The organism is Clostridium estertheticum, assembly GCF_018861295.1.
GTDB classification, from domain to species: domain Bacteria; phylum Bacillota; class Clostridia; order Clostridiales; family Clostridiaceae; genus Clostridium_AD; species Clostridium_AD estertheticum_D.
In genome coordinates this window covers 1-26528 of record NZ_JAHLDM010000029.1, presented here as the reverse complement: position 1 = coordinate 26528, position 26528 = coordinate 1, and the positions used below count along the sequence as shown (strand labels likewise).

Here is a 26528-nt window from a genome sequence, read left to right as displayed (position 1 = left end):
GGCTTATTTATATAATACACATGTATAATTCTAATTATATAAATAAGCTCTATTTTTTGTAAAAACAAATCTGTAAAAAACATAAATTTTTCAATTAACAAAAATTCAATACACCGAAAAATATATATAAAATTATGTAAACAATATTAGCAATGTAGCATACTTTATAGTGATTAATAAATCTTCTAAATTAGGGGGTGCTTAAATAAATGGGTACTACAAATTCTTATGAATGTTTAGATTGTGATAACCAATGCAACGATAGACCTGATAGATCGCTAGCCACAATTGAAACTTCATATCCAGGTCTACAGAATATAGTTTCAAATAGTCCAATATTTTTAGGTTCAGTAGTTGATAGAACAAAAATGGGCAGGAGTATACAACTAAAAGGAAATAGATTAATTTTCAGTGTACCAGGCCTATATTTAGTAACGTATAGCACATCTGCAGTATGGACCACGCTTCCCTATGGAACCAATGAGGCGATAGTCCAATTAAAACTCAATCAAACGCTATTAGATGGTTCAGAAACTAGAGTTCAAGTGTTAACACCACAGCCTGTGGAAAACCAAAAATCAAATTTAGCTAAGACAGTTCTTGTTCCAGTAACTACTAGAAACTCATGTTTAACTTTAATAAGTACAAGCTCTCAAGTTATGGGCTTCATAGACACAACAGTAACTGTTGTAAAAGTAGGATAATAGAAAAGTAATGTAAAGGGACCGATATTTTAGATAACGGTTCCTTTTTTATTATGGTGAAGTGATGGCTTTGGTCGTGACGGCTTCGGTCAGAAGGATTACCGCAATAGAGGCCATGAATTGGGATTATGAGGATTTATCGGCTAAAGAGTTTTTACATAAAGTGTTTGAGCGAGCAAAAAGGCTGGAAGCATTAAAATTTTATATTCCATGAAAACGGAAATAATCTGCAACAATCTTTGATATATGCAGTATACCTTATAAGTAAAATGGAATAAGGGGTGATAAATTATTAATAGTACAATAGACAAGTATTTTATGTCGCAAATGTAAAAAAACTGCGAGGAAAAGATTAGTTATATAATCAGCAAACAAGTAGTAATTTGAAAAGGAGAATAAATATGGATAGTGTATATGTAAGTTGCCCCGAATTTGAAAATAAACGATTCAATTTAAGATTTATTTCTATAGATGACTGTGATAGCTTATTAAAAGTATATTCTGATAAAAAGCAGTTCCCTTATTTAATAGCGATAATTGTGGCGGAGATGATTTTTACTATAATACACGTGAAAGAATGAAGCAGGCTCTTAATTATTGGAAATTCTACTATGACCAAAAAGGTTTTGTAAGATGGGCTATTGTAGATAAAAAAGATAATATTGCAAGTGGAACAATAGAGTTATTTCATAGAGATTCTAAAGATTATTTTAATAATTGCGGACTTCTTCGTTTAGATTTGAGAAGTTAAAGATTATTTTGAAGAGAAAATAGGAAAATCAATCTACAGTTTACTTCCAGGAGTAGCTGGAAATAGGTAACCGTGATTATGTTGAAAATCTTGCCAATCAGCTTAGCGTATCTCTCTCAAAAACATAGAAAAACATAAATTGGAGACCTACTCATGGATAAAATTCGTGAGCAGGTCTCTTTTGTGTACAATAAGACATTATTATAGGCAAAAGAGTAGCTATTATAAATTGAGAACCTTTCTGTCCTTGTCAATGGGTGTAGGAGCAATGGCCGGGAGCAGAAGGTTTTCAATATCTGCTTTTAAAATGGTAACAGCTGTTGCAATTTCGCCTTTTCCCAGATAGTCAATTAAAGCAAGGTGCAAATCCATGGTAGTGGAATACTTTTTCTGTACGAAAAAGATAGTCTGGATATTTAGAGCGTCTTCCAAGAGTTTATAGGCATAATGGTTGCCGTAAATAGAGAACAATTTCAGATGAAATTGGCAGTTGTGATGCCAGTGGGTCATGAAATCATTGGCTGGACAGTTGACGTAGTCCATACAGATGGTTCGCAGTTCTTTGATCCAGGATTCATCGATATAGATACAATAACTTTCTAAAAAAGAACATTCCAGGGCAGAACGGAATTTAGTGATTTCCAATAACTGTTGTCTATTCGGCTGAAGAATTTTATACCCCTGTCTTGGTATACTGGACACGATATGAATTCCAGCTAGTTGGGTAAGTGCTTCCCGTATTGGTGCACGACTGACATTATATTTTTCCATCAAAAATTTTTCGGTTAAGATAGTATCGGCAGGAGACACTCCATTGATAATATCAGAAAACAAAGCATCATAAACTTGTTTCTTTAATGTATTGAAGTTTTTTTCAACCATAAACCCACCTCCTAATGTTGTTGTTTTCAAATTATTATAGAGTTAAAAAGAAGGAAAGTCAATATGAAAAGAAGAGGAGTGTATAAATATCGATGAAAATAGTGCCACTGGTCATATCACAAAGCAGTAATCGTTGTTATATTTAGGTGTAAATTACAATATTTATATAGAATGTCCAGTGTAAAACAAAAATATTGCAAAAACATTGAATATTCTGTTGATTCATACAACTTTTCGTGATATGATTACAATACGTACTTGAGTATGGAGTTACATAGTATGAGATGCTAATCGCTGATATTTTATATATACTAGGCATGCTAGTGGTCATATCAGAAGTGAACAGACCTCTAATATTTATTGGAGTAGTTGTTATGGCAAAATATATTATGAGGAAATTGACGTTGTCCTTAGTAAAGACGTTTACAGTTTTATGGATTACGTAAATGATAGATTCATTAGTCTAGACTAATGAACTCCGCTATTAACAATCTGACCAATACCTTTGCAGGTGAATATTGTACAAGCCATGTACGTGTTCCCTATGTTATGACAAGGTTTACTGTAACATGATGTAGTCAGCGATGCGATTGCATCAACAATCGAAGTATTTGGAGAATGCAACATGACGCTGAACCCAACATTCACATATAACAGACTCGAAGCTAAAGAAATTTAAAAATTAAGTTATGATGAACATTCGCCAATAAGCGTTAAAATTTAAGAAGAAAAGGAGAAAAAGATTATGATTGATAATAAAATTAGTATAATAGGTGATCCAGTAGTAGACATTACGCGAGGTGCAATTGGACATCGTTCAACCTGGACCGGTTTAACATACACAAAGGCTAGAGATGCAGGCATGGCAAAAGAAGCAGAAAAAATAATACGTGAAGCAATTGTAGAAACAGGTAAGGTCCAGGGCGCTGAAATCAAATCCAAATGTCAGGATCCAGAAAACGTTACCTGTTTTATAGAAACTTTTCTAAGTCCTAATGCCGTAAAGACTTATGAAGTTGAATACAAGACCAAAACAGAAGATAAAGTGTATTTGGAATTCCATCACTGTCCACTGCTAAAAGCATGGCAGGATTTAGGCTTTGATGATGCAACCTGTGAGAAATTATGCGACATGGCTATGGACGGTGACAGAACAATTGCAGAGACCATGGGATTTGAATTTAAATTGGAAGATACTATCGCTAACGGATGCAAGACTTGTCAGATAACATATTTTAAAAAATAAATAATTAAGCAGTACCAAAAGGAGAATTTGTAAATGGATAAAATTCAATATGATAATTATGTTAAAATATTAAAAATAGAACTGATTCCAGCTATGGGATGTACAGAACCGATTGCAATTGCGTTTACAGCCGCAAAGGCAAGAGAGGTCCTTGGGCAGATGCCGGAACGGATGGTTATCCGCTGCAGCGGTAATATTATTAAAAATGCGAAAGGCGTTGTCGTACCTAATTCTGGCGGCCAAAAAGGCGTGGAAGTTGCAGCCATCTTAGGTGTTGTCGCAGGGAATGCAGACCTGGAGCTTCAGGTCATCAGCAAAGTAAAACAGGAAGATATCGATAAGACCAGAGTGTTATACAGTCAGGGATTCTGTAGTTGTGAGCTGGAAGAAAGCGAAGAAAATCTTTTCATTCGCGCGGAATTGACAGCTGGACAGAAAACGGCAGCTGTGGAGGTCAAAATCAAGCATAATCACATTGCTAGAATTGAAAAAAATGGTGAGGTGATATTTGCACAACCTGATATTACAACTCAAGAGTCTGGAGATAAGTCAAAGCTCAATATCAAGGACATACTCGAATTTGCCAATGAAGTAAACTTGGATGATGTAAGAAAAATTATCAGTAGACAGATTAAGTACAATTCTGCCATATCAGAAGAAGGCCTGAATCATAAATGGAGTGCTCAGGTTGGACGAACTCTTCTAAAATCTGGCAATAACGATGTCCGAATCATGGCGAGAGCAGCAGCAGCAGCAGGTTCCGATGCTAGAATGAATGGCTGTGCTCTCCCGGTAGTTATCAACTCAGGAAGTGGCAACCAGGGGATCACCTGTACCATGCCGATTGTCGTTTATGCACAAGATATGAAAGCAGATGAGGATACCCTCTACAGGGCTCTTATCTTGAGCAACCTTCTGTCTATGCATCAGAAGCATTATATTGGAAACCTGTCTGCTTACTGTGGAGCCGTATCAGCTGGAGCATCTGCAGCTTGTGGCATTGCCTATCTAAATGGTGCTGATTATGATGTCATTGGAAAGACAATCATCAATACTCTAGGTAATGTGGGTGGCATTGTGTGTGATGGCGCTAAGGCTTCCTGTGCAGCAAAAATTTCCAGTGCAGTAGATGCAGGCATCATGGGTTATGAGATGGCAAAATACGATCAGGTATTTCCATTTGGAGAAGGTCTCGTAGAAAAAGATTACGAAAAGACAATCCAGAACATCGGTCGTATGGGCCGTGAGGGTATGAAATCCACCGATGTGGAAATCCTTAATATTATGATAGGAAGGTAATTTACAGATCATAACTACCGGCGTGCCGGTAGTTTGATCATTAAGATTTCTTATATTAGTACATGGTAATTTAAAACTTGAGATTTATAAAAATAAACAAACTTATTTCTTACACCGTTTCTAAAATTATTAATGAAAAATAGTGTAAGAAGCCTTGCAATAACTAATTTAAATACAAGGAGTGAATAAAAGTGGATAAAAAACCAATTAGTATAAAAAAAGTAATAATTCTTGCGGGAGCATTGTGTGCATATTGGATTGGATCTGGGTTTGCAACAGGACAGGAGGTTTTGCAATTTTTCGCAGCACATGGAACAAAAGGTATTATAGCAGCTTTTATTTTTCTAGTTGTAATGATTCCCTCAACGTACATTTTATATGGAATAGGCCAGAAAAAGAAATTTCCTAATCCATATGATGTTTTTGAATATTATTGTGGTACAGTTATAGGTAAAGTTTATGTATGGTATAGTGTTGTATTAGTGTATGCTATATTTGTAGTTATGCTCGCAGGTGGAGGTGCAACAATTCATCAATATTATGGATTACCAACATATATAGGTACTGGGGCTATAGCTATTCTTGCATTAGGGACAACATTGTTAGGAGCAGAAAAACTTATCGACATAATAGGCATTATAGGGCCTATTAAAATTTTATTTGTAGCAATAGTAGGCATTTGTGGGATTATTACTCTTTTTGGACAACCGACTTTATTGGCAGAAGCCACCAGGCTTATGCCAACGTTAGGGTTTAAATCCGCTTCTTCTAATTGGGCATGGTCAGGAGCGTTATATGCATTTCTTGCTCTTATGGTTAGCATACCATTTCAGGTTAATTGTGGAGCGTCTGCAGGAAGTTTAAAAGAAGCAAGAACTGCAGCTTTTGTTGGAACTGTTGCTTTTTCTATTGCAATTATTTCGCTTGTAATAGGTGAACTTGTTTATTACAAATTGATTATAGGACAACAAGTTCCAACATTAGCAATTGCTAACCACATATCTCCTATCTTGGGATTGATTTTTTCAGTGTTAATAGTACTAAGTATCTATTCAGCAGTGGCTTCATTCCTTTTAATGGTGGTTAGAAAGTTTGCTACTGACAAAACTAAAAAGTTTAATATCATTGCGACAGTACTAACTGTTATTGGTATGTTCTTTGGAGGGGTACTTCCTTTTGATAAATTGGTAAATATTCTATATCCTTTGGCAGGGTATTCAGCTATCGTTTTCGCTGGCTTTATGATTTATAAAGAATTAAGTGTAAGAAATAGAAAATCTAATGTTGAAAAAGAAAATTTTACGTTATAATTACGCTTAAAGCTGCAATTTGGTGTTTGCTTAATTTATAATTCCTACCTATAGAAACTATAAGAGTTTATAATAAATTCTTATAGTTTTTTAACTGTTCTAAAAAACATCTAAATTATATTATTAAACAATATATGAATTAATTGTATACTTTTTAGCCCTATAATCGTTTTAGTAATAGAGGGGCTTCTAAAATGGTTATTTCAACATATATTTTGCTTTAGGTTAGGGGGATAAAATGAAAAACGATTTAATAAGCAAAATATTTATGGATAAGATGAATATTATACATTGTTATTTAATAAAGTTAGGTTGCAATCAGGAGGATGCAGAGGATATAACACAAGATACTTTTTATAAAGCATTAAAATATATTGATGGAATAGATGTTTCTCAAATATCATCATGGCTTTTTAGAGTTGCAATTAATAGATATTATGATCTATGTAGAACAAAAAAAAGACATGTACAGGTAATTATAGATGAAGAAATATTTAAATCAGATAACAATTTATGCGAAGATTATATAATAGATCTAGAGAGAAAAGGGGATGTGCTAAAAATACTTAATTCATTAAATAATATTCAAAAAAATTTATTAATTCTAAAATATAATATGGACTTATCCTATAAAGAAATATCTAATGTCTTAGATATAAATGAAAGTACAGTGAAAACATATTTATTTAGAGCAAGAGCGCAATTTAAAAATAAGTGGGGTGTTATGTATAATGAATGATGAAGAAAAATTAAAAAAATTGTTTGAAGATAAAGATCCGTCTAATTTTGATAAGGTTATAAAAAAGGCAAAACTTTTCTCTATCATAAGAGGGGTTATAACAAGTATATTAGTATTTACAGTAGTAAGTTTCGTTGGTTTAGTCTTTAATGCTACAACTTTAAACAAATTGGGAAATGAGAAGAAGACTGAGCTAGAAAATTATTACAGAATAGCCCACCCTAATTCATATATTGGAAGTGACCAAATGGATGATGGCTTATTGACTGGTGAGCTTGATTATGTTACTTATAGATTTTTAGGTAACAAACCTATTGTTGATGGTAACAACAAAGAATCTTATACTTATCTACCGTTAATAAATGGTCTTTATGGTGATATTAGCGGGCTGTTGTATGAGTCTAGTGGAGAGTCAGAACAAGCATTATATGAATCAAAAAGATATAGCAAGGTTGGCAAAAATGTAATGCAATTTTACCATCCTAGTGTAAGATATACTAAATATAGAGATGATTTATCAATGATTAATAAAATTGAAGAAGATAAAGTTATGGAAATGTCGTTATCATTTGATAAATCTTATAGTATTTCTCAGGTGAAAAGTATGATACCACAAAACATAACATTGAATTGGTATTGGGTGGATACGTATACGAAAAGTAAAGTTACTGAATTGAGTTCTCATATTGAAAAAATAGGAAATGAAGAGGAGATTCCCGTAAATAAAAGAGAAAAACATATAAGCCCTAATATTATACTATATGAGGATGAAGTATATGGTATTAAAGCAATAGATGAAGCGGGGAAAAATAAAGAAACACCTGAAAAAGACTTTATTGATACAATTTCTTATGGAAAAACAAATAAAGGAAAAAATCAGCAACTCTATGAAACGTTATTTAGTAAGTTAAGTAAAGATAAAGTGAAAATTACGAAAGATAACATAAAAATTTTAGGAGTTGTAGTTACAGGTGATAAGGATTCTTTAAAACTCCTTAAAAATAAATCTTTTATTAAGGCTTCTAGCCTTGGAGCAGTGGGTGATAAATACTAATTATAAATGTCAACTGCTTGTATAATTTATAATTGAGAGGAGTAAAAAAATGAAAATGTTTTTTAAATTTGATCTTAAGAGAGCTTTTTTTTCTAAGAAAACCTTAATATCAAGTCTAATAGTTTTAGCATTACTATTAATACCCTATTTTAGTCAAATTAAATTTCCACATCCTGGACTAGACGGCATTAATTATTTTATAAGAATTGGTGATTTTACTTATCTTCCTTTTATTGCGCCATTACTTGCTAGTATTCCATTTTCTAATTCTTATATTATAGATAAGGAAAAGGATGTTTTTAGCAAATTTTTTACAATAATAGAACCAAAAGTATATTTCACTAGTCGGTTGATAGTAAATGCCTTAGTTAGTGGGTTTGTATTTTTAATAACTAAAACTATATTACTTATATTCTTAATCAGTGCTTATGGCATTAACAATATTCATATGGATGTAACAGGGGCATTTAGTCCTATTTATAATAAGTCTAAAATTGCTTATATTATTATTTCACTCCTTATAACCTTTGTTAGTGCAGCTTCATTTTCAACATTTATTTTAGGAATATCGACGTTAACAAAAAGTAAATTTTTGATACTATTATTACCTTTGTTTTATGTTGTAGTTACGGCGGTTATATTACCAAACACTTGTTTAGTTGAGCAGTTAAATGTTATGACATTATTTCAAATTGATATATACAGTAAAATTACAGGCATAGGGATTATATTCTATGACTTAATATTATTTTCAATAGGTAGTTTCTTATTTTATTGCTTTGGGTATAAAAAATGAATAAGGTTATATAAGAAACATTTATTTTTTACATTCTTGGTTAACTTAACAAAAAATATCTTGTCAAAATACTTGACAAGATATTTTTTGTTAAGTATAATTGTAAATATAAGGATGAATGGGAGGCGTTAATTATGAAAATTACAACTGGGCAAGCTGCTCGAGGGGAAAACTTTTTTAAAAGGCCTATTTTAATAAATAAATTATGGAGAAAAATTGATTCAGATAGCAGCATTATAATTTCAGCTCCAAGAAGAGTAGGAAAGACATCTTTAATGAGGTATATAGAAGATAATCCAAGGGAGAAGTACTATGTAGTTTATGTAATTACAGAGTCAGTATATAATGAGAATAAGTATTATAAGGAAATTGTAAAGGCCATTTTAAATTGTGATTCAATAAGAAAAAGAGATAAGGTAATAAATTCAATAAAGGACATAGCTAAAAATATTTTTAAAAGTATAGATGAGGTTGGTATAGACTCCGTTAAGTTCAGTAAAAATATTGAATATAATTATTATGATAAATTTATAGAAATCATGAGATCTATTGATTTAGAAGGTCACAAATTGATTATAATGATAGATGAATTTGCTCAAACAATAGAAAACATTCAACAAAAAGAAGGCACCGCATATGCAGTTCATCTCCTTCAGAGTAATAGAGTTTTAAGACAAAATAGTGATATAAATAATAAATTTCAATTTATATATACAGGTTCCATAAGCCTCGAGGGTATTGCAAGACGAATGGATTCTTCAAAGTTTATAAATGACCTAGATATAGTAAAAGTCACTCCACTAAGTAAATCCGAAGGTAAAAATCTTATAAATGAGTTACTTAAAGGACTGGATTTTACTATGGACGAGGGTACTATAAATCATATGCTTAATGAGATTAAGTGGTTAATTCCTTTTTATATTCAACTTGCTATGGATAAAATCCAAGATATCTACGATGAAGATAATTTATGCGTCATACATAATAAATCAGTAGATATTGCAATTAAACGTATGATAGAAGAAAACAATAAATTTAGTAGTTGGCATGAGAGGCTTGTTGTGTACAAAAATAATGATTATAAGTTTATTATAGAAACATTAGATCAAATATCTATATCAGAGGCTAAAAAGATAACTTATAATGAAATACACAATTTAGCTGTGAAATATAATCTTTGTGAAACATATAAAGACCTCTTAAATACTCTTATAGATGATGGTTATATAAATAATGATGATGAAGGAAAATTTTATACATTTACTTCTCCAATATTAAGAATGTGGTGGTGTAAAAAAAATGCAAACTAGTAGTGTAAGTTTTTATAACCCCAACAATTTAACAGAGAAAGAACTAATTGATAGTTTTGTAATAAGAAAAAAAGAATTTCAAAAAATTATAAATGATATAAAAAGTTCAGATATGAAATATCCAGAGCAGCATTATATGATAGAGGCTCAAAGAGGATATGGTAAAACAACTTTACTTAAAAGATTATACTTTGAAATTAAAAGGGATACAGAATTAAAAAAAAGGCTTATTCCTGTTATATTACCAGAGGAACAATATAATATACGTAGATTATTTAAGCTTTGGGAGGTCGTAGCACAAAATCTTGAACTAGAAAGTAATGAATTTATAGGACTTTATAAGAAAATGGATAAACATGCAAAGGAAGAAAACTACGAAGATATATGTTTTAAAATAATCGAACAAAGACTTAATGAAAAAAATAAAAAGTTAATACTTCTAATAGATAATACTGAAGATATTTTGAAGAAGTTTAAACTTATTGAGCAGCAAAAACTTAGAGAAATTTTATTAACTTCAGCTGAAATTCGTTTTATAGGAGCATCTTCAGAGGTTTTAGAATTCACTTTTAATTATGAAAAACCCTTCTATGACTTCTTTAAGTTAATAAAATTAAAAGGATTAACTACAGAAGAAACTAATGAATTTTTTGAAAAATTAGGAGAAATTTTTAATAAGAAAGATATGAAGGAACTAATCAAAAGCAATAAAGGTAAAATAGAAGCCATAAGGCGGTTAACTGGTGGGGTGCCTAGAATAATGTCATTACTTTTCAGTAGTGTATGTTCTGATAGGGGACTAGCCTTTAAAGACATAGATACATTATCGGATAGAGTAACACCTCTTTATAAACACGTAATGGATAATTTATCTCCAGTGCAGCAAGAAATTGTTGATGTTATAGCATTAAGCTGGGAGGCCATAACTACAAAAGAAATTGCAGACAAAATAAGAATGCAAAGCAAAGAAGTGTCAGCTCAGCTAAATCAATTAGAAAAGAATGGTGTAATAAATAAAACACCTATGAATAAGAAAAATTATATGTATCAAACTAAGGATCGATTCTTTAACATATGGTATCTAATAAGATTTGGAGGAGAAAAAGAAAAACAGCAGGTGTTATGGCTTGTAGATTTTTTAGAAAACTGGTGTAGTAGGGAAACTTTAATTAATAAAAGTAAAAACAAAGAACAGGATTTAAATTATGATAAAAACCGTAATGATTTTATCAGTATCTATGAATTATCAAGAACCTTACTTTTGAATGATAAAATAGAAGAATCCATTAAAAAGGCTCCCTTGTTTTTACAAGTAGCTAATAATACAGATAAATATAATATGTTTATTAATGAGTATTTTATATTACTAATGGCTAAAAAACAGTATAACTCTTTATTAAATGTATTTAATGAAAAGAAATTTATGCTAAAGGATAAGTTTAAGCCTACCTATTATGTCTTAATGTACTTTATAAAAAATCAGGATGAAAAATTTGAAATTGAATATAAAAAAGTGGGGGAGGAATTAAAGGAAACTGTTGAAGAAATTATTGAAGAAGTTAAGAAGAATGAAGAATGAAGAATGAAGAATAAAAACTAAATAATAAATATAGAAAATAGACTAACCTCCACATTGTTAATATATATAATTTGGAGGTTAGTCTATTGACGTATAAAGTTACTTCTGATAAAAGATAAATAAATCAAAATAAATTTTTTATAGTGTAACTTTTTGTGAACTTATACGTGTAAGAAGTATAATAAAACAGTTAGCATATGTTTTTCCACAAAGAGGTGAAGATTTGATTGACGATAATACAATAATGGATCTAATTAAAAGTGGCGATAAGAAAATTTTTGAAGAGCTTGTAATTAGACACAGATTAAAGGCTCTAAGATTTGCACAGAAATATGTAAAAGAAGAATTTATAGCAGAAGATATAATACAGGATAGTTTTGCTTTAATCTATATAAAAAGAATGAGTTATAACAATAAATGCAGTTTTAAAACATTCTTGTACACAGTGATAAGGAACAAGTGCATCGATTATCTAAGAAAACAAAAGACTGTAAATATTGATGATATAAAGCTACGGACACCGTCCGCAGAGGATATTGTTATGAAAAAGGAAGACAGATTATTTGTAACGGAATTATTAGGTAAATTAAATAAGGAGTATAAGACTGCATTGTATCTTTATGAATATGAGGACATGTCTTATAAGAAGATTGCAACGATAATGATTAAGTCTGTAGGTCAAGTGAAAATTATTATTTTTAGAGCAAGAAAAAAACTACAAAAACTTGCGAGGGAGGATTATAGATGTTAAAAGATGAAGAATTTCTAAGCTTAATGTGGCAGAAGGTTGAAATATTTGAAAATGAGCAATTGGAAATAGAAAGAATTTTAATAAGAGATAAGAAAATTAAGAAAAAACAGTGTTTTATCTATTTGGGTTTAATTCTAATGTTTATAGGAATTTCAGTTCTTTCTTTATTTGTTTATATTGATATATCTATAATTGTTGTTTTATCATTCATTACCATTTTATCATCAATGAATTATGATTCTAAATCAATGAAATTTGCGCCAGTAATTAATTAGGAGGTAGAAATCATGCAAATTAATATAAATGACTTATCAAAGAAATTTAGTGGTAAGAGTGCATTAAAGGATGTTAATTTAACAATAGATCAGGGGATGTTTGGACTACTTGGAAGAAATGGAGCAGGCAAAACTACTTTGATGAGGATACTAGCAACTCTGCTTAATAAAAGTAGTGGCGAAATCAGCATTTGTGGAATAAATATTTTAAAAACTAAAGAAATAAGAAAAATTATTGGATATCTTCCTCAAGACTTCTGCGTTTATCCAAATCTATCCGTTTATGAAGCTATGGATTATTTAGGAGTTTTATCAGAGGTTCCATCAAGTGAGAGAAAAAAAATAATACCAGAACTTTTAGAAAAGGTTAACTTGTTAGATTGTAAAAAGGTAAAGGTTAGGGCTCTATCTGGTGGAATGAAAAGAAGACTTGGAATAGCTCAAGCAATTTTACATAATCCAAAAGTTTTAATAGTTGATGAGCCAACTGCAGGGTTAGATCCAAAAGAGAGAATTCGTTTTAGAAACCTTCTTTGTGAACTAGCAAAGGATAAGATAGTTATTCTTTCAACACATATAATCGGAGACATTGAGGCCACCTGCAAAAACATTGGAATATTAGACAATGGTAGCCTTATATTTAAAGGAACTGTTCAAGAATTAAAAAACAAAGCAGAAGGAAAGGTCTTTTCTATGAACGTTAAACCAGATGAATTAGAAAGAATAAAACAAAAATATATTATAACAGGTATGATTATGTTAGGGGACAGTGTCTCCATTAGGGTTATCTCAGATGTTCCTCCAAGCGATAATGCACAAACTTGCGAACCCAATATTGAAGATTCGTATATGCTTATGGTTGGAGGGATAGATAATGTTTAATCTATTTTTAAAGGAATGCACGCAATTAGGTAAGAGTTTGATTTATATAGTTTTTATTTGTATCACCATATTATTTTATATTACCCAATACTTTTCAGGTATAAAAGGAAATGATCCACAGTATCTAGGAAGTGCTTTGTTAAAGCCTTCTTATGTACAAAATCTTGAAAAGTACAAAAAAGAGAATAATATCTATCCTTATGGAACTACGAGTGAAGAGATTCCAGAACAAGTTATGCCTAAAGCAACATCAAAACTATATGAAGAGTATACTCAAGGAATATATAGAGCCTATCCATATGATTTCCTTAAAAAGGTTAAATTAAGTAAAGAACATACGAAAAGGATAGAAGAAATTTTATGTCAAACAACAGGAGCATCTCTAAGCGAGTTAGATAAATTAAATAAGAATGGGAAATGGAATGAAATACATTTTAGCAGCAGCTCAAAAGACTATGCTAGCTTTAAAAATTTAATGGAGGAAGCTAATAATATAATAGGAAAGCAATCTAATTATTCAAAAGGAAATTTAAAGCGTTTTGGAGTTAAACCAATAACATATGAGGAATCAATGAAAACTTACAAAGATTTAATAGAAAAGGATAAGATTACAAATGGGTTTGCAAGGCTATTTTCTGATTTTATGGGAATCGTAATGGGCTTATTTCCGGTGTTTGTTGTAGTACCTTTTATTAGGAAAGATAGAAAAAGCAATATGAACGAGCTCATTTATAGTAGAAGAGTAAGTTCTGCTAAGTTAATCCTGTCGAAATATAGTGCGTTAATTATAATGATGATGATTCCAATTTTCTTACTTGCAGGCGTCTCAACACTTCAGGCCGTCAGTTTTAGTGAAAAACTTAATTTAACGGTAGATTATTTTGCGTTTTTTAAATATTCAATAGGATGGCTTATGCCAACGCTTATGGCAGTAACTGCGGTAGGGATGTTTTTAACTCTTCTTACAGAAACAGCAATAGCTATTCCAGTTCAGATGATTTGGTGGTACTCCTCTGTATTTAAAGGCATATTGATTGGTAGTTATGATTTAAGTCAATTAGTGATAAGATTCAATACTATATATCATAGAGATGAATTCGTTTCCATTATATATAATATATTTTTAAATAGAATGTTCTTTATTTCGCTATCGGCAATTTTTGTGATTGCATCTATTTATATATTAAATTTAAAAAGAATAGGAAGGATTGATTTTTATGATAAGTATTCGAAATATTTTACAAATTTCAAAAGTAAATTTAAGAATAACTTTTCAAAATAATATTTTATTCTCAATTGCAATATTAATTTCAACTCCAATAATCTTTAGCATTACTAATCTGGACTTTTCAATGGCTGCAAAGATATGTGAGCAATTTACTGTAATGATTGGAGTAGTGATTCTAGTGCCAATATTTACACCAGAGGAAGATGAAAATATAAAGGAGACAATAAACGCAAAGGCTATTTCTCCTATATTTGTTTATATAATAAGAATACTAATAGCAGTAATCTTACTAGTATCACTAATAGCATTATTTGTTAATATATTGATTTATCTTGGTGGAACCTTTACTTCAGGAAGGTTGATAATGGGAACATTTGTATCTGCATTATTTCTAGGCGGATTAGGATTATTTGTTGCTTCTCTTACTGAAAATATAAGCATAGGGTATATGATACCAATAGTTTATTTTGTCTTTGATATCATGACAAAGGGTAAATACACAAAGAATTTGTTTCTATTTTCTTTGATGAATAATAGCTTTAAAGAAAAGTATTATCTGCTTGTAGCAGCAGTAGTTCTAATAATTTCATCATTATTAGTTTATTGGGTTAAGAATAGTAAAGCATGAGGGTGGCTGTACCCCAATATAGCAAAGCAGCGGATGAAACCACATAAAGAAACCATTAATTCTGAGGTAATTCAAATAAAGGGCACAATATTAATAAAATAGTATAGATGTATGTTATTATTAATGAGGTAAATTAAAATATATAATACAAAGGGGACATGGATCATGTTAGACATAACAAAAGAATACCTACAAAAGAAATATAAAATAAATTCAAAAACGATAGGACTCTATGATATAGCAATAAAAGATGTGCAATGGGAGTTTGATAAGCTTGATGAAGTAAGGGAGTTTAACCAACTTAAGGTTTTGACTGCACTTCAAGATGAGAGAATTAGCGAATCTCATTTTACAAACTCTTCTGGATACGGTTATGGCGATATAGGACGAGATTCATTAGATAAAGTATATGCACGAATCTTCAATTGCGAGAGTGCACTAGTTAGGCCACATTTTGTTAATGGAACACACGCAATTGGGGCAGCATTGTTTGGTAATTTAAGACCTAATGATACAATGCTATCTGTATGTGGAACGCCTTATGATACATTACATAACATAATTGGTATAACTAATAAGAAAGATATAGGATCATTAAAAGATTTTGGCGTAAAATATAAACAATTAGAATTAAATAATTCTAAGGTTGATATAGATCTAATGAAAAAAACAATGCTTGCTGATAAATCAATAAAACTCGTTCATATTCAAAGATCTACTGGGTATGGATGGAGAAAAGCTTTGTTAATTTCTGAAATAAAAGAAATTATAAAAGCAGCAAAATCTATAAATCCAAATGTAATTTGTTTTGTAGACAATTGTTATGGAGAATTTATTGAAACTACAGAGCCTACAGATGTTGGAGCAGACTTAGTTGCGGGTTCTCTAATTAAAAATATTGGTGGCGGAATTGCACCAACGGGTGGATATATTGCAGGTAAAGAAGAATACGTAGTGCAAGCTTCATATAGACTAACAATTCCAGGCATAGGTGGAGAATGTGGTTCAACATTTGGTGTAATGCGTTCTTTATTTCAAGGATTATTTCTAGCTCCACACGTAACTATGGAAGCATTGAAGGGTGCTATTTTCTGTGCAAGGATTATGGAACTTGCAGGGTTCGATGTTCTTCCTAAATACAATGATAAAAGAAGTGATATAATACAAGCTATTAAATTTGGAAATAAGGAGATGCTAATTAATTTTATCAAGGGGATACAAGCAGGTTCTCCAATTGATTCATTTGCTCAGTGTGAACCATGGGATATGCCAGGATATGAAGATAAGGTTATAATGGCAGCAGGTGCCTTTATTCAAGGAGCATCTATTGAATTATCTGCAGATGCGCCAATAAGAGAGCCTTATATAGCATATTTACAGGGTGGATTAACATTTGATCATGCTAAAATTGGAATATTAATAGCTCTTTCAAAAGTTATATAAATTTCGAGTAAATACTTCAATATAGGATAGAAAAAGAGACTACAATTAAAATCATTGTAGTCTCTTTTGTTTCTTTTAATGAAATAATTAATACTTTCTATAAATGCCGACGAGTATACCTAAAATTGAACAGTCGTCTAATATGATAGGGGACATTGATGAATTCTCAGGCTGAAGCCTTATATGTCCTTTTTCCCTAAAAAATCTTTTAATAGTTGCTTCATTCTCAATAAGTGCTACAACTATATCTCCATTTTTAGCTGAATTAACTTTCTCGATTATAGCAAGATCACCATCTAATATTCCGGCTTCAATCATGCTACTACCAGAAACTTTAAGCATAAATAACTCATTATTAGTTTTTGTAAAATTTAAAGGTATAGTAAATGTATCTTCAACATTCTCAACCGCAAGGATTGGTACCCCAGCTGTAATTTTTCCTATAATAGGTATATCTATAAGTTCATTTCTTATAACAGCATCCTTTAATAATTCTATTGCACGAGGTTTAGCTGGGTCCCTACGTATATATCCTTTTTTTTCTAATCTTTCTAAATGACCATGAACAGTTGAGGTGGATTTCAATCCTACAGCTACACATATTTCTCTTACTGAGGGTGGATATCCTTTTAATTGAACTTGATCTTTTATAAAGTTATATATTTCACTCTGTTTATCTTTTTTTGGAGTTAACATGTAAACACCTCTCATTCATGGTATAATTATACCATATAAGTTCAAAAACATCAAACAAATGTTCTATTTTAGGGTATACGTATAAAAAGTTATAAGTATTTGATTAATGATACCTTATTTGTTATAATAGTCTATTATAATAGTATTAGAAATAAATGTAGCGGGGTGTTGTATGTCTAAAAACTGTATATTTAATAATAAGAAAATTTGTAATGACTGTGGTGATTGTGAAGTCTGCGAATTAAATTCAAATAAGAAATGCGATAATTGCGGAAAATGTTTAGAACTTGAAGGTTTTGATGTTAAAGCTATAAAAATTGATGAAGTCTTTGAGGATGCTGGCACTGGAAAGTTAGATGATGATATTTATAACGTGGATGAAATTGATGAATCTGCTTTTGAAGAGACCATAGAAAATAAAGATGAAGAAACATCTAAAGATGAGGAAGCATCAAAAATTGAAGCTTACGAAGCGTTTTTAGCAGAGGAAAAGCAAGAGAAGCTAAATAAAGATAAATACATACCTGAAAATAATGAAGTTTGGGAATTTATAGATGATATAGATGGGGCAAAGGAGTTACTTGAGGATGAAGAAGATAACTCAGAATTTCTTCAAGAGGAATTTCCAGGACTTATAAGACTAAAGAAGGTATAAAAAGTATAGATTAAGAGGGCATAGGAGTATATACTATCACGGATGTGATAGTATATACTCCTTTTTATTATTCATCAGAGAGGGGATTCGACTTAACAGCATTTCTTAGTTTTTCATCGTCAGCATGAGTATATATCTGAGTGGTAGAAATATTTTCATGTCCTAATATGTCTTGTAAACTTCTAATATCTACGTTTCCATACTTATACATAAGGGTGGCTGAAGTATGTCTTAATTTATGAGGAGTATATTTATTTTTGTTGAGCCCAGCATCTCCTATATGCTTTTTAACAATTCTTTCAACAGTTCTTTTATTAATCCTTCCAAACTTGCCACTGATAAAGAGGGCATCTTTATCCTCCTCATGAATTTTATCTATGTTCATATTTCTAATAGGTAAATATTTATAGATTGCCCTAAGTGATGCTTTATTTAAATAAATTGTTCGCTCTTTATTTCCTTTCCCAATTACAGATAATGTATCTTCTTTCATATCGGATAAATTTATACTACAAAGTTCTGACAATCTGAGACCACAATTTAAGAATAATGTAATAATACTATGATCCCGAATAGAATGTTTATCTCGAGAGATTGTAGCCTCGAGTAAGTCCTTACTTTCATTTAATGTTAAAAAAACCGGGCTTCTTTTTCCAATCTTAGGGGACTCTAAATCTATTGTTGGGTCTACAGTTAGTACTTTAGCCTTAGTAGTTAAATATTTAAATAGGGACTTTATGGATGCAATTTTTCTAGCCTTAGCATAATTGCCATTAGCCCTATATTTACCAAGATAAGAGATAAAGGCGTATAAATCCTGTAATGTAAGAGTTTTTAATGTATCTAAGGTTAAGTCACTAATTACAATGTCTTCAAGCTTTATATTTTTATCTGAAGGAATTAAACCTTTATACATTTTTAGAAACTTTAAAAGTAATGACAAATCAGCAGTATAAGCAACTATAGTATTAATAGAACAGCCTTTAATAGTAGATAAATAATTAAAATAATCATTTAGAAACGGTGGTAGTTCATTGTTATAAATACCATTTAGATCAGATTTCATAGTAACCTCCAAAATACGTAATAATGTCGTGAAACTTACATTTCACGACATTATTATACTACAAAAGAGGGGGTAAAATCATGTTTATTTTAAAATATTATTAAATTTATTTTTTATCTATGGTTTTTACTATTGTATTAATAGTGATTTACTTTTAATTTTTATAAAATTAAAAAGCTATCAGTTTTATATTCCTGATAGCTTTTTACAGTTAAATTATACGTTTATTGAAGTTTCAACACCAATTGCATCTTTATTAGCTGCGAGTATTGGATTTACATATTCAGCTATAAAGTCTACTACTTGACTTGGAGCTCTTCCAACAAATTTAATTGGATCAATTACAGCTATAATCTCTTCTTTTGACATCTTAAAGATTGGATCATTTATAATTCTCTCTATAAGATCATTATTTAAACCTTCTTCTTTAACACGTTTAGCTGCATCCATAGAATGAACTCTAATGTGTTCATGAAGATCTTGTCTGTCTCCGCCCTTTTTAACTGCTTCCATAAGGATATTTTCTGTTGCCATAAATGGTAGCTCGTGGTTTACATGAGAAGTAATTACCTTTTCATATACAACCATGTTCCCTGCTATATTCATATATAAATTTAAAACTCCATCAAGTGCAAGAAAAGCTTCAGCCACAGATATTCTCTTATTAGCTGAATCATCTAGCGTTCTCTCAAACCATTGTGTTGCAGCTGTTATAGCAGGATTTAATGAATCTACTATAATATATCTAGCTAAAGAACTAATTCGCTCAGAACGCATAGGATTTCTTTTGTATGCCATTGCCGAAGATCCGATTTGTTTTTTCTCAAATGGCTCTTCTACTTCTTTCATACTTTGAAGTATTCTTAAATCATTACTAAATTTATAAGCACTTTGAGCTATTTCTGAAAGTGTATTTAGTATTATAGAATCTACTTTTCTAGAATAAGTTTGACCAGTAACTGGATATGTATCACCAAATCCCATTTTGTTTGCTACATATTTATCTAAGTCTTTAACCTTCTTCTCATCATTTTCAAATAAATTCATAAAGCTAGCTTGAGTTCCGGTAGTTCCCTTTACTCCAAGTAACTTAATATTATCAATTACGAAGTCCAAATTTTCTAGATCCATTACTAAATCTTGAATCCATAGTGTTGCTCTTTTACCTACAGTAGTTAATTGTGCTGGTTGTAAATGCGTGTAACCTAAAGTAGGAATATCTTTATATTTTAATGCAAATGTTGAAGATTTACTAATTACATTAACTAATTTCTTCTTAATTAATAATAAAGCCTTTTTCATGATGATAAGGTCTGTGTTATCACCTACATAACAGCTAGTAGCTCCTAAATGGATTATCCCCTTTGCAGTTGGGCATTGTACGCCGTATGCATATACATGGCTCATTACATCATGTCTTATTTCTTTTTCTTTTTCCTCAGCCACTTCATAATTTACATTATCAACATTGGCTTTAAGCTCATCAATTTGATCCTGCGTTATATTAAGTCCTAATAATTTTTCACCTTCAGCTAATGCTACCCAAAGCTTTCTCCAAGTTTTAAATTTCATATCATCTGAGAATAAAAAACTCATTTCTTTTGATGCGTATCTACTATTTAATGGTGTATTATAAGTATTTCTCATATTTTGCCTCCACACGTACGTATTAAGATATAAAACGATTATCATTCATATTATAACATACAATATTGTAAATAGTAATGTAAATGTTCGTATATACTAGCTATAAAATCTAAATAAACTTTGAAATTATAAATTCATCTCCCCTCATATTAATAATACTCTAAAGAAGTCATTAAATAGTTCTAAAATATTATATTTCTAATATAATTTAAACAACTAGAAATAATTATAATAGTGTGGGGGTAATTATGTATAAGCTTAATAATATAGACAAACTATCATTTATATTAGTATTAGTCGGCGCATTAAACTGGGGACTTTTGGGGTTATTAAATTTTAATCTAGTTAGCGCCATCTTTGGAGCTATTCCATTTCTTGCTAGATTTATATACATCTTAGTAGGACTATCTGCTGTTAATATTATCGTGTTTATATTCAGAAATAAAAAAGCGTAATAATATTATTAGTAGTAAAAATACTCCATAGCTATTATGGAGTATTTTTTATTGTTTTAGTCAAATATTTATACTATTCTCCCCTTCTATTAAGCTTTCAACCTCAACTGAAATTTGAGTTAAATAATTTTCATATCCTTTTACTGTTATTTCATCTAAAAGAAATTCTTCATAAGAATATTTTTTTATATCAAAATTAGAGGTTTTTAAAAATTGAAGTATTTTATTATATGTTTTGTCGATATTGTTATAGTCCCCTTTATGATACGCTACACAATAGGTCCCCTTTGGTTTAGTAAAAGTAAATGGAACATCATCTTTAGAATTTAACTTTGTATATAAATATGAATAATTTTTAGCTACTCCCTTTAATATATTAGCCTTACTTATCATAATGCAACTAGAATATCCAGAGTTAATATGGTTTGAAGTGCAATAGTTCATATGTTCGGACAATGTTTTAAAATATTCATTATCGCTCACATTTTCTATTGAATTGCTTAAAAGAAGATACTCCTCATCAAAAAATTCTAAATGGATTTTAGAATAATCTATTTTACACGCATATTCTGTTATAGAAATTTTTGTTTCCATAAGTTTACGTATTCTTTTTAGGTTTTCTATCTCAATATCAATATCTAGTATTTTATTTTTAAATAACTTAACTAATGCATTTGGGCTCCTATTGTCGAGATAAGATTTAATCTCCTTCAAAGGCATGTTTATTTCTTTTAAATTAGTAATAACATCAAAAAGATCAAATTGTTGTTGAGAATAATATCTATATCCATTATCATCTCTTATTTCTGGTGAAAAAATGCCTATATCATCGTAATGGAAAAGAGTTTGTTTCTTTACATTACATAACTTCGCAAAATCTCCAGTAGTGAAATATTTATTAAACTTTTCATTCATAGATTGTTTCTCCTCTTGACTATACGGTAACTGTATACTTTATTATAATATTATTGCAATAATATTTCAAGGGTACTTAAAAAGGAGTGAAAAGAAGGAATGAAACTAATATTAAAATACATAAAGAAATATAAACTACTTCTAGTGTTGAATGTAATATCAATTTTTGGATTTGCATTAGTGGAACTCGGAATTCCAACAATAATGGCTAGAGTTATTGACATAGGGATAGCTAATAAGGATATAGCATATATAAGGCATATGGGAATTGTAATTGTGGTAATATCTATAGTTGGGTCTATGGGTTCAATATTATTAGGGTACTGTTCTTCAAAAATTTCTACTAGTATGATTAGAGATATAAGAAATGATATTTTTAGAAAATCTCAGGAATTTTCACATAGTGAATATGATAAGTTTGGAATATCATCAATGATAACTCGAACAACCAATGATGTTTTTCAATTGCAACAGTTTACAAATACTCTGTTAAGAACAGCATTACTTACGCCGGTTATGTTTATTGTAAGTTTAGTGATGATTCTTAGAACCAGCTTACAGTTATCCGCAGTATTAGCAATAACTGTACCATTCATTGTGGGTGGAGTAGTTATTATAGCTAAAAAATCTTATCCGATTTCAGAAAAGCAACAGAAAAAATTAGATGGATTAAATAGAATTTCAAGAGAAAATTTAACTGGAACTAGAGTAATCAGGGCATTTGGTAACGATGATCATGAAAACCAAAGATTTGAAAAGATAAATAATGATTATGCCAGTGTATCTAAAAAGTTATATAAACTTATGTCAATTCCTCAACCAGCTTTCTTTATCTTGTTGAATTTCGCTGTGTTAGTTATTTTTTGGGTTTCTAGCAAAATGATAAATTTAGGAACATTGCAAGTTGGACAATTGGTAGCATTTATAGAATATTTGTTCCATGCAATGTTCTCTATTATTCTTTTTTCAATGGTGTTTATCATGTATCCCAAAGCACAAATTTCAGCCAATAGAATTCAAGAGATATTAGATGAAGAACCTATTATTAAAAATCCTATAGATGGTATTAAAGATACCGATATTAAGGGTATTGTAGAATTTAATAATGTTACCTTTACGTATCCAGATGGAGAAATACCAGTATTAAAAGATATTTCCTTTACAGCAGTAAAAGGAGAAACAGTAGCATTTATAGGAAGTACAGGCAGTGGTAAAAGTACGTTAATTAATTTAATTCCAAGATTTTATGATGTTACAAAAGGTAGCATAAAGATAGATGGAGTAGATGTGAGAGATTATGATTTAAAGGCATTACGTGAAAAAATGGGATTTATACCTCAAAAGACATTGCTATTTGCTGGCAGTATAGACACTAACATTAGATTTGGTAAAAATGATGCAGATAAAGAAGAAGTTGAACATTCTGCAAAGGTAGCTCAGGCTTATGATTTTATTAATAGTAAACCAAAAAAATTTGAGGAACTAATAAGTGAAAGTGGATCTAATGTGTCGGGAGGTCAAAAGCAAAGGTTGTCTATTGCAAGAGCATTAGTTAGAAAACCTGAAATTTATATTTTTGATGATAGTTTTTCCGCCCTAGATTTTAAAACAGATGCAATGCTTAGAAAAAGATTAAAGGACGAAACTAAAGAGTCCATAGTTTTAATAGTTGCACAGAGGATGGGATCTATACTTGATGCTAATAAAATAATTGTATTAAATGAAGGAGAAGTAGTAGGAATAGGAACTCATAAAGAATTACTAAAAACCTGTGAAATCTACCATGAAATTGCATCATCTCAACTTACAAAGGAGGAACTTGCACAATGAAAAAGTTAAAGTATTCTATAAGAAAAATTTCGCCCTTCTTAAAGCCATATAGGAAACCATTTATTGCCGCAATTTTATTTATAGTAATAGCTGCCATTTTCACTACTATTGCTCCAAGAATAGAAGGATTAATTACAACTAGTCTTGCCAAAGATGTTATGAATATAGTGAAAGGTACAAATAGAACTTTCGTTAATTTTAATTATATTTTAAGGATCTTAATAATATTGGCTTTTATCTATGTATTTGGAGCATTATCCACTTATTTAGCAAGTCTATTATTAGCTAATGCTATTCAAAATACTATGAAAGATTTAAGAAATGCCGTTCAAGGTAAAATAAGAAAATTACCTATAAGTTATTTTGATAAAAATAGCTATGGTAATGTACTGAGCCGTATAACAAATGATATAGATACTATTTCTAATGCACTTCAACAAAGTTTTAGTCAAGTTATAAATACAATATTGGCACTAACTTTAGCCAGTGTTATGATGTTTACAATTAATATGAAACTTGCGCTGTTAGTTATACTTATAGTGCCAATAAGTTATTTAATATCAAAATTTATAGTTAGTAAATCCCAAAACCTATTTAATAAACAGCAAAATATTTTGGGTAAATTAAATGGTAAGGTGCAAGAAATATATACTGGGTTTAATGAAATAAAATTATATGGAAAACAAGAAGATGCTATAAAAGATTTTGAAAATATTAATGAAGAACTCTTTAATACTGGATTCAAAGCACAATTCATATCAAGTATAATGTCTCCCCTAGTTTCATTAGTAACTTATTTGGCAGTTGCAGTCATTGGAATTCTTGGTGCGATATATGTTATAAGTGGAATAATGACAGTTGGTAATCTTCAAGCTTTTATGCGGTATATTTGGCAAATAAATCAACCAATTTCTGAGGTGACGCAATTATCTTCTGCAATACAATCAGCCTTTGCAGCAATTGAACGTGTATTTGAAATATTAGATGAAAAGGAAGAGATTCCAGATAAAGTGAATTTTATAAAACTTGAGAATCCACGTGGCAATGTAACTTTTGAGCATGTGAAATTTGGATATAACAAAGATGAGGTTCTAATTGAGGACTTAAATGCAGAGATAAAAAGTGGTCAGATGGTTGCTATAGTTGGTCCAACAGGAGCAGGTAAAACCACATTAGTGAATTTATTAATGAGATTTTACGATATTCAAGGTGGATCTATAAAAATAGATGGAGTTGATACTAGAGATATGAAACGTGAAGATTTACGTTCTATATTCGGTATGGTTCTTCAGGATACTTGGTTATATAATGGAACAATTCATGATAATATTGAGTATGGTAGATTTGGAGCTAGCAATAAAGAAATTATTGAAGCAGCTAAAATAGCTAACGTACATCACTTTATTAAAACCCTTCCAGATGGATACGACATGTACCTAAATGAAGAGGCTTCTAACATATCCCAGGGAGAAAAACAACTTTTGACTATAGCAAGAGCTATAATATCAAATCCAGCAATATTAATATTAGATGAAGCAACTAGTTCAGTTGACACTAGATTAGAAATATTACTTCAAAAAGCTATGAGGAATATAATGAAAGGAAGAACTAGCTTTGTTATTGCGCATAGACTTTCAACTATTCGTAACGCAGATTTAATATTGGTTATAGATCAAGGAAATATTATAGAGCAAGGAACCCATAATGAATTAATGAAAAGGAGTGGTTTCTATGAAAAACTCTATAATAGTCAATTTGGGAGTCAAGCAGCAAATTAAAATCATTACTCCTAAAGCAGCCAGGTATATATCTTAATTATGCAATAAAGTAATCACCTTTTTAATATTCTACAACATTGCCAATTTTTCTAAATTTATAATATCTTTTGGTAAGTAGGGATTCTACAGGTTCCTGTATTAACCTACCAATTGATTCCTCTAAGTTGCGTTTAATACTAATTGACATCTCATCTACATTAGTATGTGCTCCACCTAGAGGTTCTTTTATAATTCTATCTATTATTTCGTAATTTATCAAATCCTGAGCTGTTATTTTCATGGCACTCGCTGCTTCACTCGCAAGACTTGCATCTTTATATAATATGCTAGCAAAACCTTCCGGTGATAAAATAGAATAAATTGCATGTTCGAGCATCCAAACTTCATCTGCTACCGCCATTGCTAAAGCTCCACCACTTCCACCTTCACCAATGACTATTGAAATTATTGGTGTTTTTAAAGTTGACATATACATAAGGTTTCTAGCTATTGCTTCACCTTGACCTCTTTCTTCTGCGCCTAATCCACAATATGCCCCTGGAGTATCAACAAAACAAATAACAGGTCTTTTAAATTTTTCTGCCTGTTTCATAAGTCTTAAAGCTTTTC

Annotated in this window: 27 protein-coding genes; 21 read left to right on the top strand and 6 right to left on the bottom strand. The window is 30.5% G+C overall.

Annotation, left to right across the window (positions count from 1 at the left end; genetic code table 11):
* Positions 1–209: 209 nt before the first annotated feature.
* The 3 genes from KPL54_RS21440 (at position 210) to KPL54_RS26250 (ending at position 1455) form a co-directional block, all read left to right on the top strand.
* The gene (locus tag KPL54_RS21440; protein ID WP_216108549.1) at positions 210–704 is read left to right on the top strand and encodes a hypothetical protein; all 495 of its coding nucleotides are present in this window, start codon (positions 210–212) and stop codon (positions 702–704) included.
* Between the two features lie 401 nt (positions 705–1105).
* Positions 1106–1285, top strand: coding sequence for a hypothetical protein (locus KPL54_RS26255; protein WP_253203663.1), 180 nt, complete (start codon positions 1106–1108; stop codon positions 1283–1285).
* Positions 1282–1455 (top strand): hypothetical protein, encoded by a 174-nt coding sequence (locus KPL54_RS26250; RefSeq protein WP_253203661.1) that lies wholly within the window; start codon positions 1282–1284, stop codon positions 1453–1455. Before KPL54_RS26255 ends, KPL54_RS26250 begins: the two co-directional genes overlap by 4 nt.
* Before the next feature lie 222 nt (positions 1456–1677).
* Here KPL54_RS26250 and KPL54_RS21430 read toward each other — a convergent pair whose 3' ends face one another.
* Positions 1678–2337: a GntR family transcriptional regulator gene (locus KPL54_RS21430; RefSeq protein ID WP_216108548.1), complete on the bottom strand. Its 660-nt coding sequence runs from the start codon at positions 2335–2337 to the stop codon at positions 1678–1680.
* 745 nt (positions 2338–3082) lie between these two features.
* Here KPL54_RS21430 and KPL54_RS21425 point away from each other — a divergent pair.
* The 14 genes from KPL54_RS21425 to KPL54_RS21360 all read left to right on the top strand — a co-directional run bounded on the left by KPL54_RS21425 (position 3083) and on the right by KPL54_RS21360 (position 16877).
* Positions 3083–3583 carry an L-2-amino-thiazoline-4-carboxylic acid hydrolase gene (locus KPL54_RS21425; RefSeq protein WP_216108547.1) on the top strand — a complete coding sequence of 167 codons (501 nt, stop codon included), beginning with the start codon at positions 3083–3085 and terminating at the stop codon, positions 3581–3583.
* 33 nt (positions 3584–3616) lie between these two features.
* Positions 3617–4882 carry an L-cysteine desulfidase family protein gene (locus KPL54_RS21420; protein ID WP_216108546.1) on the top strand — a complete coding sequence of 422 codons (1266 nt, stop codon included), beginning with the start codon at positions 3617–3619 and terminating at the stop codon, positions 4880–4882.
* A 191-nt stretch (positions 4883–5073) separates the two neighbouring features.
* A complete protein-coding gene (locus KPL54_RS21415; protein WP_216108545.1) occupies positions 5074–6192 on the top strand; it encodes a YkvI family membrane protein in 1119 nt (372 codons plus the stop codon).
* Positions 6193–6430: 238 nt separating this feature from the next.
* Positions 6431–6931: an RNA polymerase sigma factor gene (locus KPL54_RS21410; protein ID WP_216108544.1), complete on the top strand. Its 501-nt coding sequence runs from the start codon at positions 6431–6433 to the stop codon at positions 6929–6931.
* Complete coding sequence (locus tag KPL54_RS21405; protein WP_216108543.1) at positions 6924–7985, top strand: anti sigma factor C-terminal domain-containing protein; 1062 nt, start codon at positions 6924–6926, stop codon at positions 7983–7985. The genes KPL54_RS21410 and KPL54_RS21405 overlap by 8 nt, the downstream gene beginning before the upstream one ends.
* A gap of 49 nt (positions 7986–8034) precedes the next feature.
* Positions 8035–8781, top strand: a complete 747-nt coding sequence (locus KPL54_RS21400) for a hypothetical protein (protein ID WP_216108542.1) — start codon at positions 8035–8037, stop codon at positions 8779–8781.
* A gap of 134 nt (positions 8782–8915) precedes the next feature.
* Positions 8916–10091 (top strand): ATP-binding protein, encoded by a 1176-nt coding sequence (locus tag KPL54_RS21395; protein ID WP_216108541.1) that lies wholly within the window; start codon positions 8916–8918, stop codon positions 10089–10091.
* A complete protein-coding gene (locus KPL54_RS21390) occupies positions 10081–11670 on the top strand; it encodes an ATP-binding protein (RefSeq protein WP_216108540.1) in 1590 nt (529 codons plus the stop codon). The genes KPL54_RS21395 and KPL54_RS21390 overlap by 11 nt, the downstream gene beginning before the upstream one ends.
* Positions 11671–11893: 223 nt before the next feature.
* The gene (locus KPL54_RS21385) at positions 11894–12421 is read left to right on the top strand and encodes an RNA polymerase sigma factor (protein ID WP_216108539.1); all 528 of its coding nucleotides are present in this window, start codon (positions 11894–11896) and stop codon (positions 12419–12421) included.
* Positions 12415–12696 (top strand): hypothetical protein, encoded by a 282-nt coding sequence (locus KPL54_RS21380; protein WP_216108538.1) that lies wholly within the window; start codon positions 12415–12417, stop codon positions 12694–12696. Before KPL54_RS21385 ends, KPL54_RS21380 begins: the two co-directional genes overlap by 7 nt.
* Positions 12697–12708: 12 nt before the next feature.
* A complete protein-coding gene (locus KPL54_RS21375; RefSeq protein ID WP_216108537.1) occupies positions 12709–13578 on the top strand; it encodes an ABC transporter ATP-binding protein in 870 nt (289 codons plus the stop codon).
* Positions 13571–14860, top strand: a complete 1290-nt coding sequence (locus KPL54_RS21370) for an ABC transporter permease (protein ID WP_216108536.1) — start codon at positions 13571–13573, stop codon at positions 14858–14860. Before KPL54_RS21375 ends, KPL54_RS21370 begins: the two co-directional genes overlap by 8 nt.
* Positions 14796–15434, top strand: coding sequence for an ABC transporter permease (locus KPL54_RS21365; RefSeq protein ID WP_216108535.1), 639 nt, complete (start codon positions 14796–14798; stop codon positions 15432–15434). The genes KPL54_RS21370 and KPL54_RS21365 overlap by 65 nt, the downstream gene beginning before the upstream one ends.
* Before the next feature lie 165 nt (positions 15435–15599).
* Entirely contained in the window at positions 15600–16877 is a 1278-nt protein-coding gene (locus KPL54_RS21360) for a methionine gamma-lyase family protein (RefSeq protein WP_216108534.1), read from the top strand.
* Positions 16878–16964: 87 nt separating this feature from the next.
* On the opposite strand, the gene lexA is transcribed toward KPL54_RS21360, so the two are convergent.
* The gene (gene lexA / locus KPL54_RS21355) at positions 16965–17573 is read right to left on the bottom strand and encodes a transcriptional repressor LexA (protein ID WP_216108533.1); all 609 of its coding nucleotides are present in this window, start codon (positions 17571–17573) and stop codon (positions 16965–16967) included.
* 172 nt (positions 17574–17745) lie between these two features.
* Here lexA and KPL54_RS21350 point away from each other — a divergent pair, with 172 nt between their 5' ends.
* The gene (locus tag KPL54_RS21350; protein ID WP_216108532.1) at positions 17746–18228 is read left to right on the top strand and encodes a hypothetical protein; all 483 of its coding nucleotides are present in this window, start codon (positions 17746–17748) and stop codon (positions 18226–18228) included.
* Between the two features lie 67 nt (positions 18229–18295).
* Here KPL54_RS21350 and KPL54_RS21345 read toward each other — a convergent pair whose 3' ends face one another.
* Together KPL54_RS21345 and purB are read right to left on the bottom strand one after the other, a co-directional pair.
* Positions 18296–19294 carry a tyrosine recombinase XerC gene (locus KPL54_RS21345; protein WP_216108531.1) on the bottom strand — a complete coding sequence of 333 codons (999 nt, stop codon included), beginning with the start codon at positions 19292–19294 and terminating at the stop codon, positions 18296–18298.
* 216 nt (positions 19295–19510) lie between these two features.
* Positions 19511–20941: an adenylosuccinate lyase gene (gene purB / locus KPL54_RS21340; RefSeq protein ID WP_171298850.1), complete on the bottom strand. Its 1431-nt coding sequence runs from the start codon at positions 20939–20941 to the stop codon at positions 19511–19513.
* A gap of 248 nt (positions 20942–21189) precedes the next feature.
* Between purB and KPL54_RS21335 the strand changes: the two genes are divergently transcribed.
* Entirely contained in the window at positions 21190–21396 is a 207-nt protein-coding gene (locus KPL54_RS21335; protein ID WP_216108530.1) for a DUF378 domain-containing protein, read from the top strand.
* A 60-nt stretch (positions 21397–21456) separates the two neighbouring features.
* On the opposite strand, the gene KPL54_RS21330 is transcribed toward KPL54_RS21335, so the two are convergent.
* The gene (locus KPL54_RS21330; protein WP_216108529.1) at positions 21457–22311 is read right to left on the bottom strand and encodes a MerR family transcriptional regulator; all 855 of its coding nucleotides are present in this window, start codon (positions 22309–22311) and stop codon (positions 21457–21459) included.
* A 99-nt stretch (positions 22312–22410) separates the two neighbouring features.
* Between KPL54_RS21330 and KPL54_RS21325 the strand changes: the two genes are divergently transcribed.
* Together KPL54_RS21325 and KPL54_RS21320 are read left to right on the top strand one after the other, a co-directional pair.
* Positions 22411–24141: an ABC transporter ATP-binding protein gene (locus KPL54_RS21325; RefSeq protein ID WP_216108528.1), complete on the top strand. Its 1731-nt coding sequence runs from the start codon at positions 22411–22413 to the stop codon at positions 24139–24141.
* Positions 24138–25919 carry an ABC transporter ATP-binding protein gene (locus KPL54_RS21320; RefSeq protein WP_216108527.1) on the top strand — a complete coding sequence of 594 codons (1782 nt, stop codon included), beginning with the start codon at positions 24138–24140 and terminating at the stop codon, positions 25917–25919. Before KPL54_RS21325 ends, KPL54_RS21320 begins: the two co-directional genes overlap by 4 nt.
* Before the next feature lie 61 nt (positions 25920–25980).
* Here KPL54_RS21320 and KPL54_RS21315 read toward each other — a convergent pair.
* Positions 25981–26528 (bottom strand): carboxyl transferase domain-containing protein (locus KPL54_RS21315; RefSeq protein ID WP_216108526.1); only part of this gene is annotated, 548 nt, incomplete at its 5' end.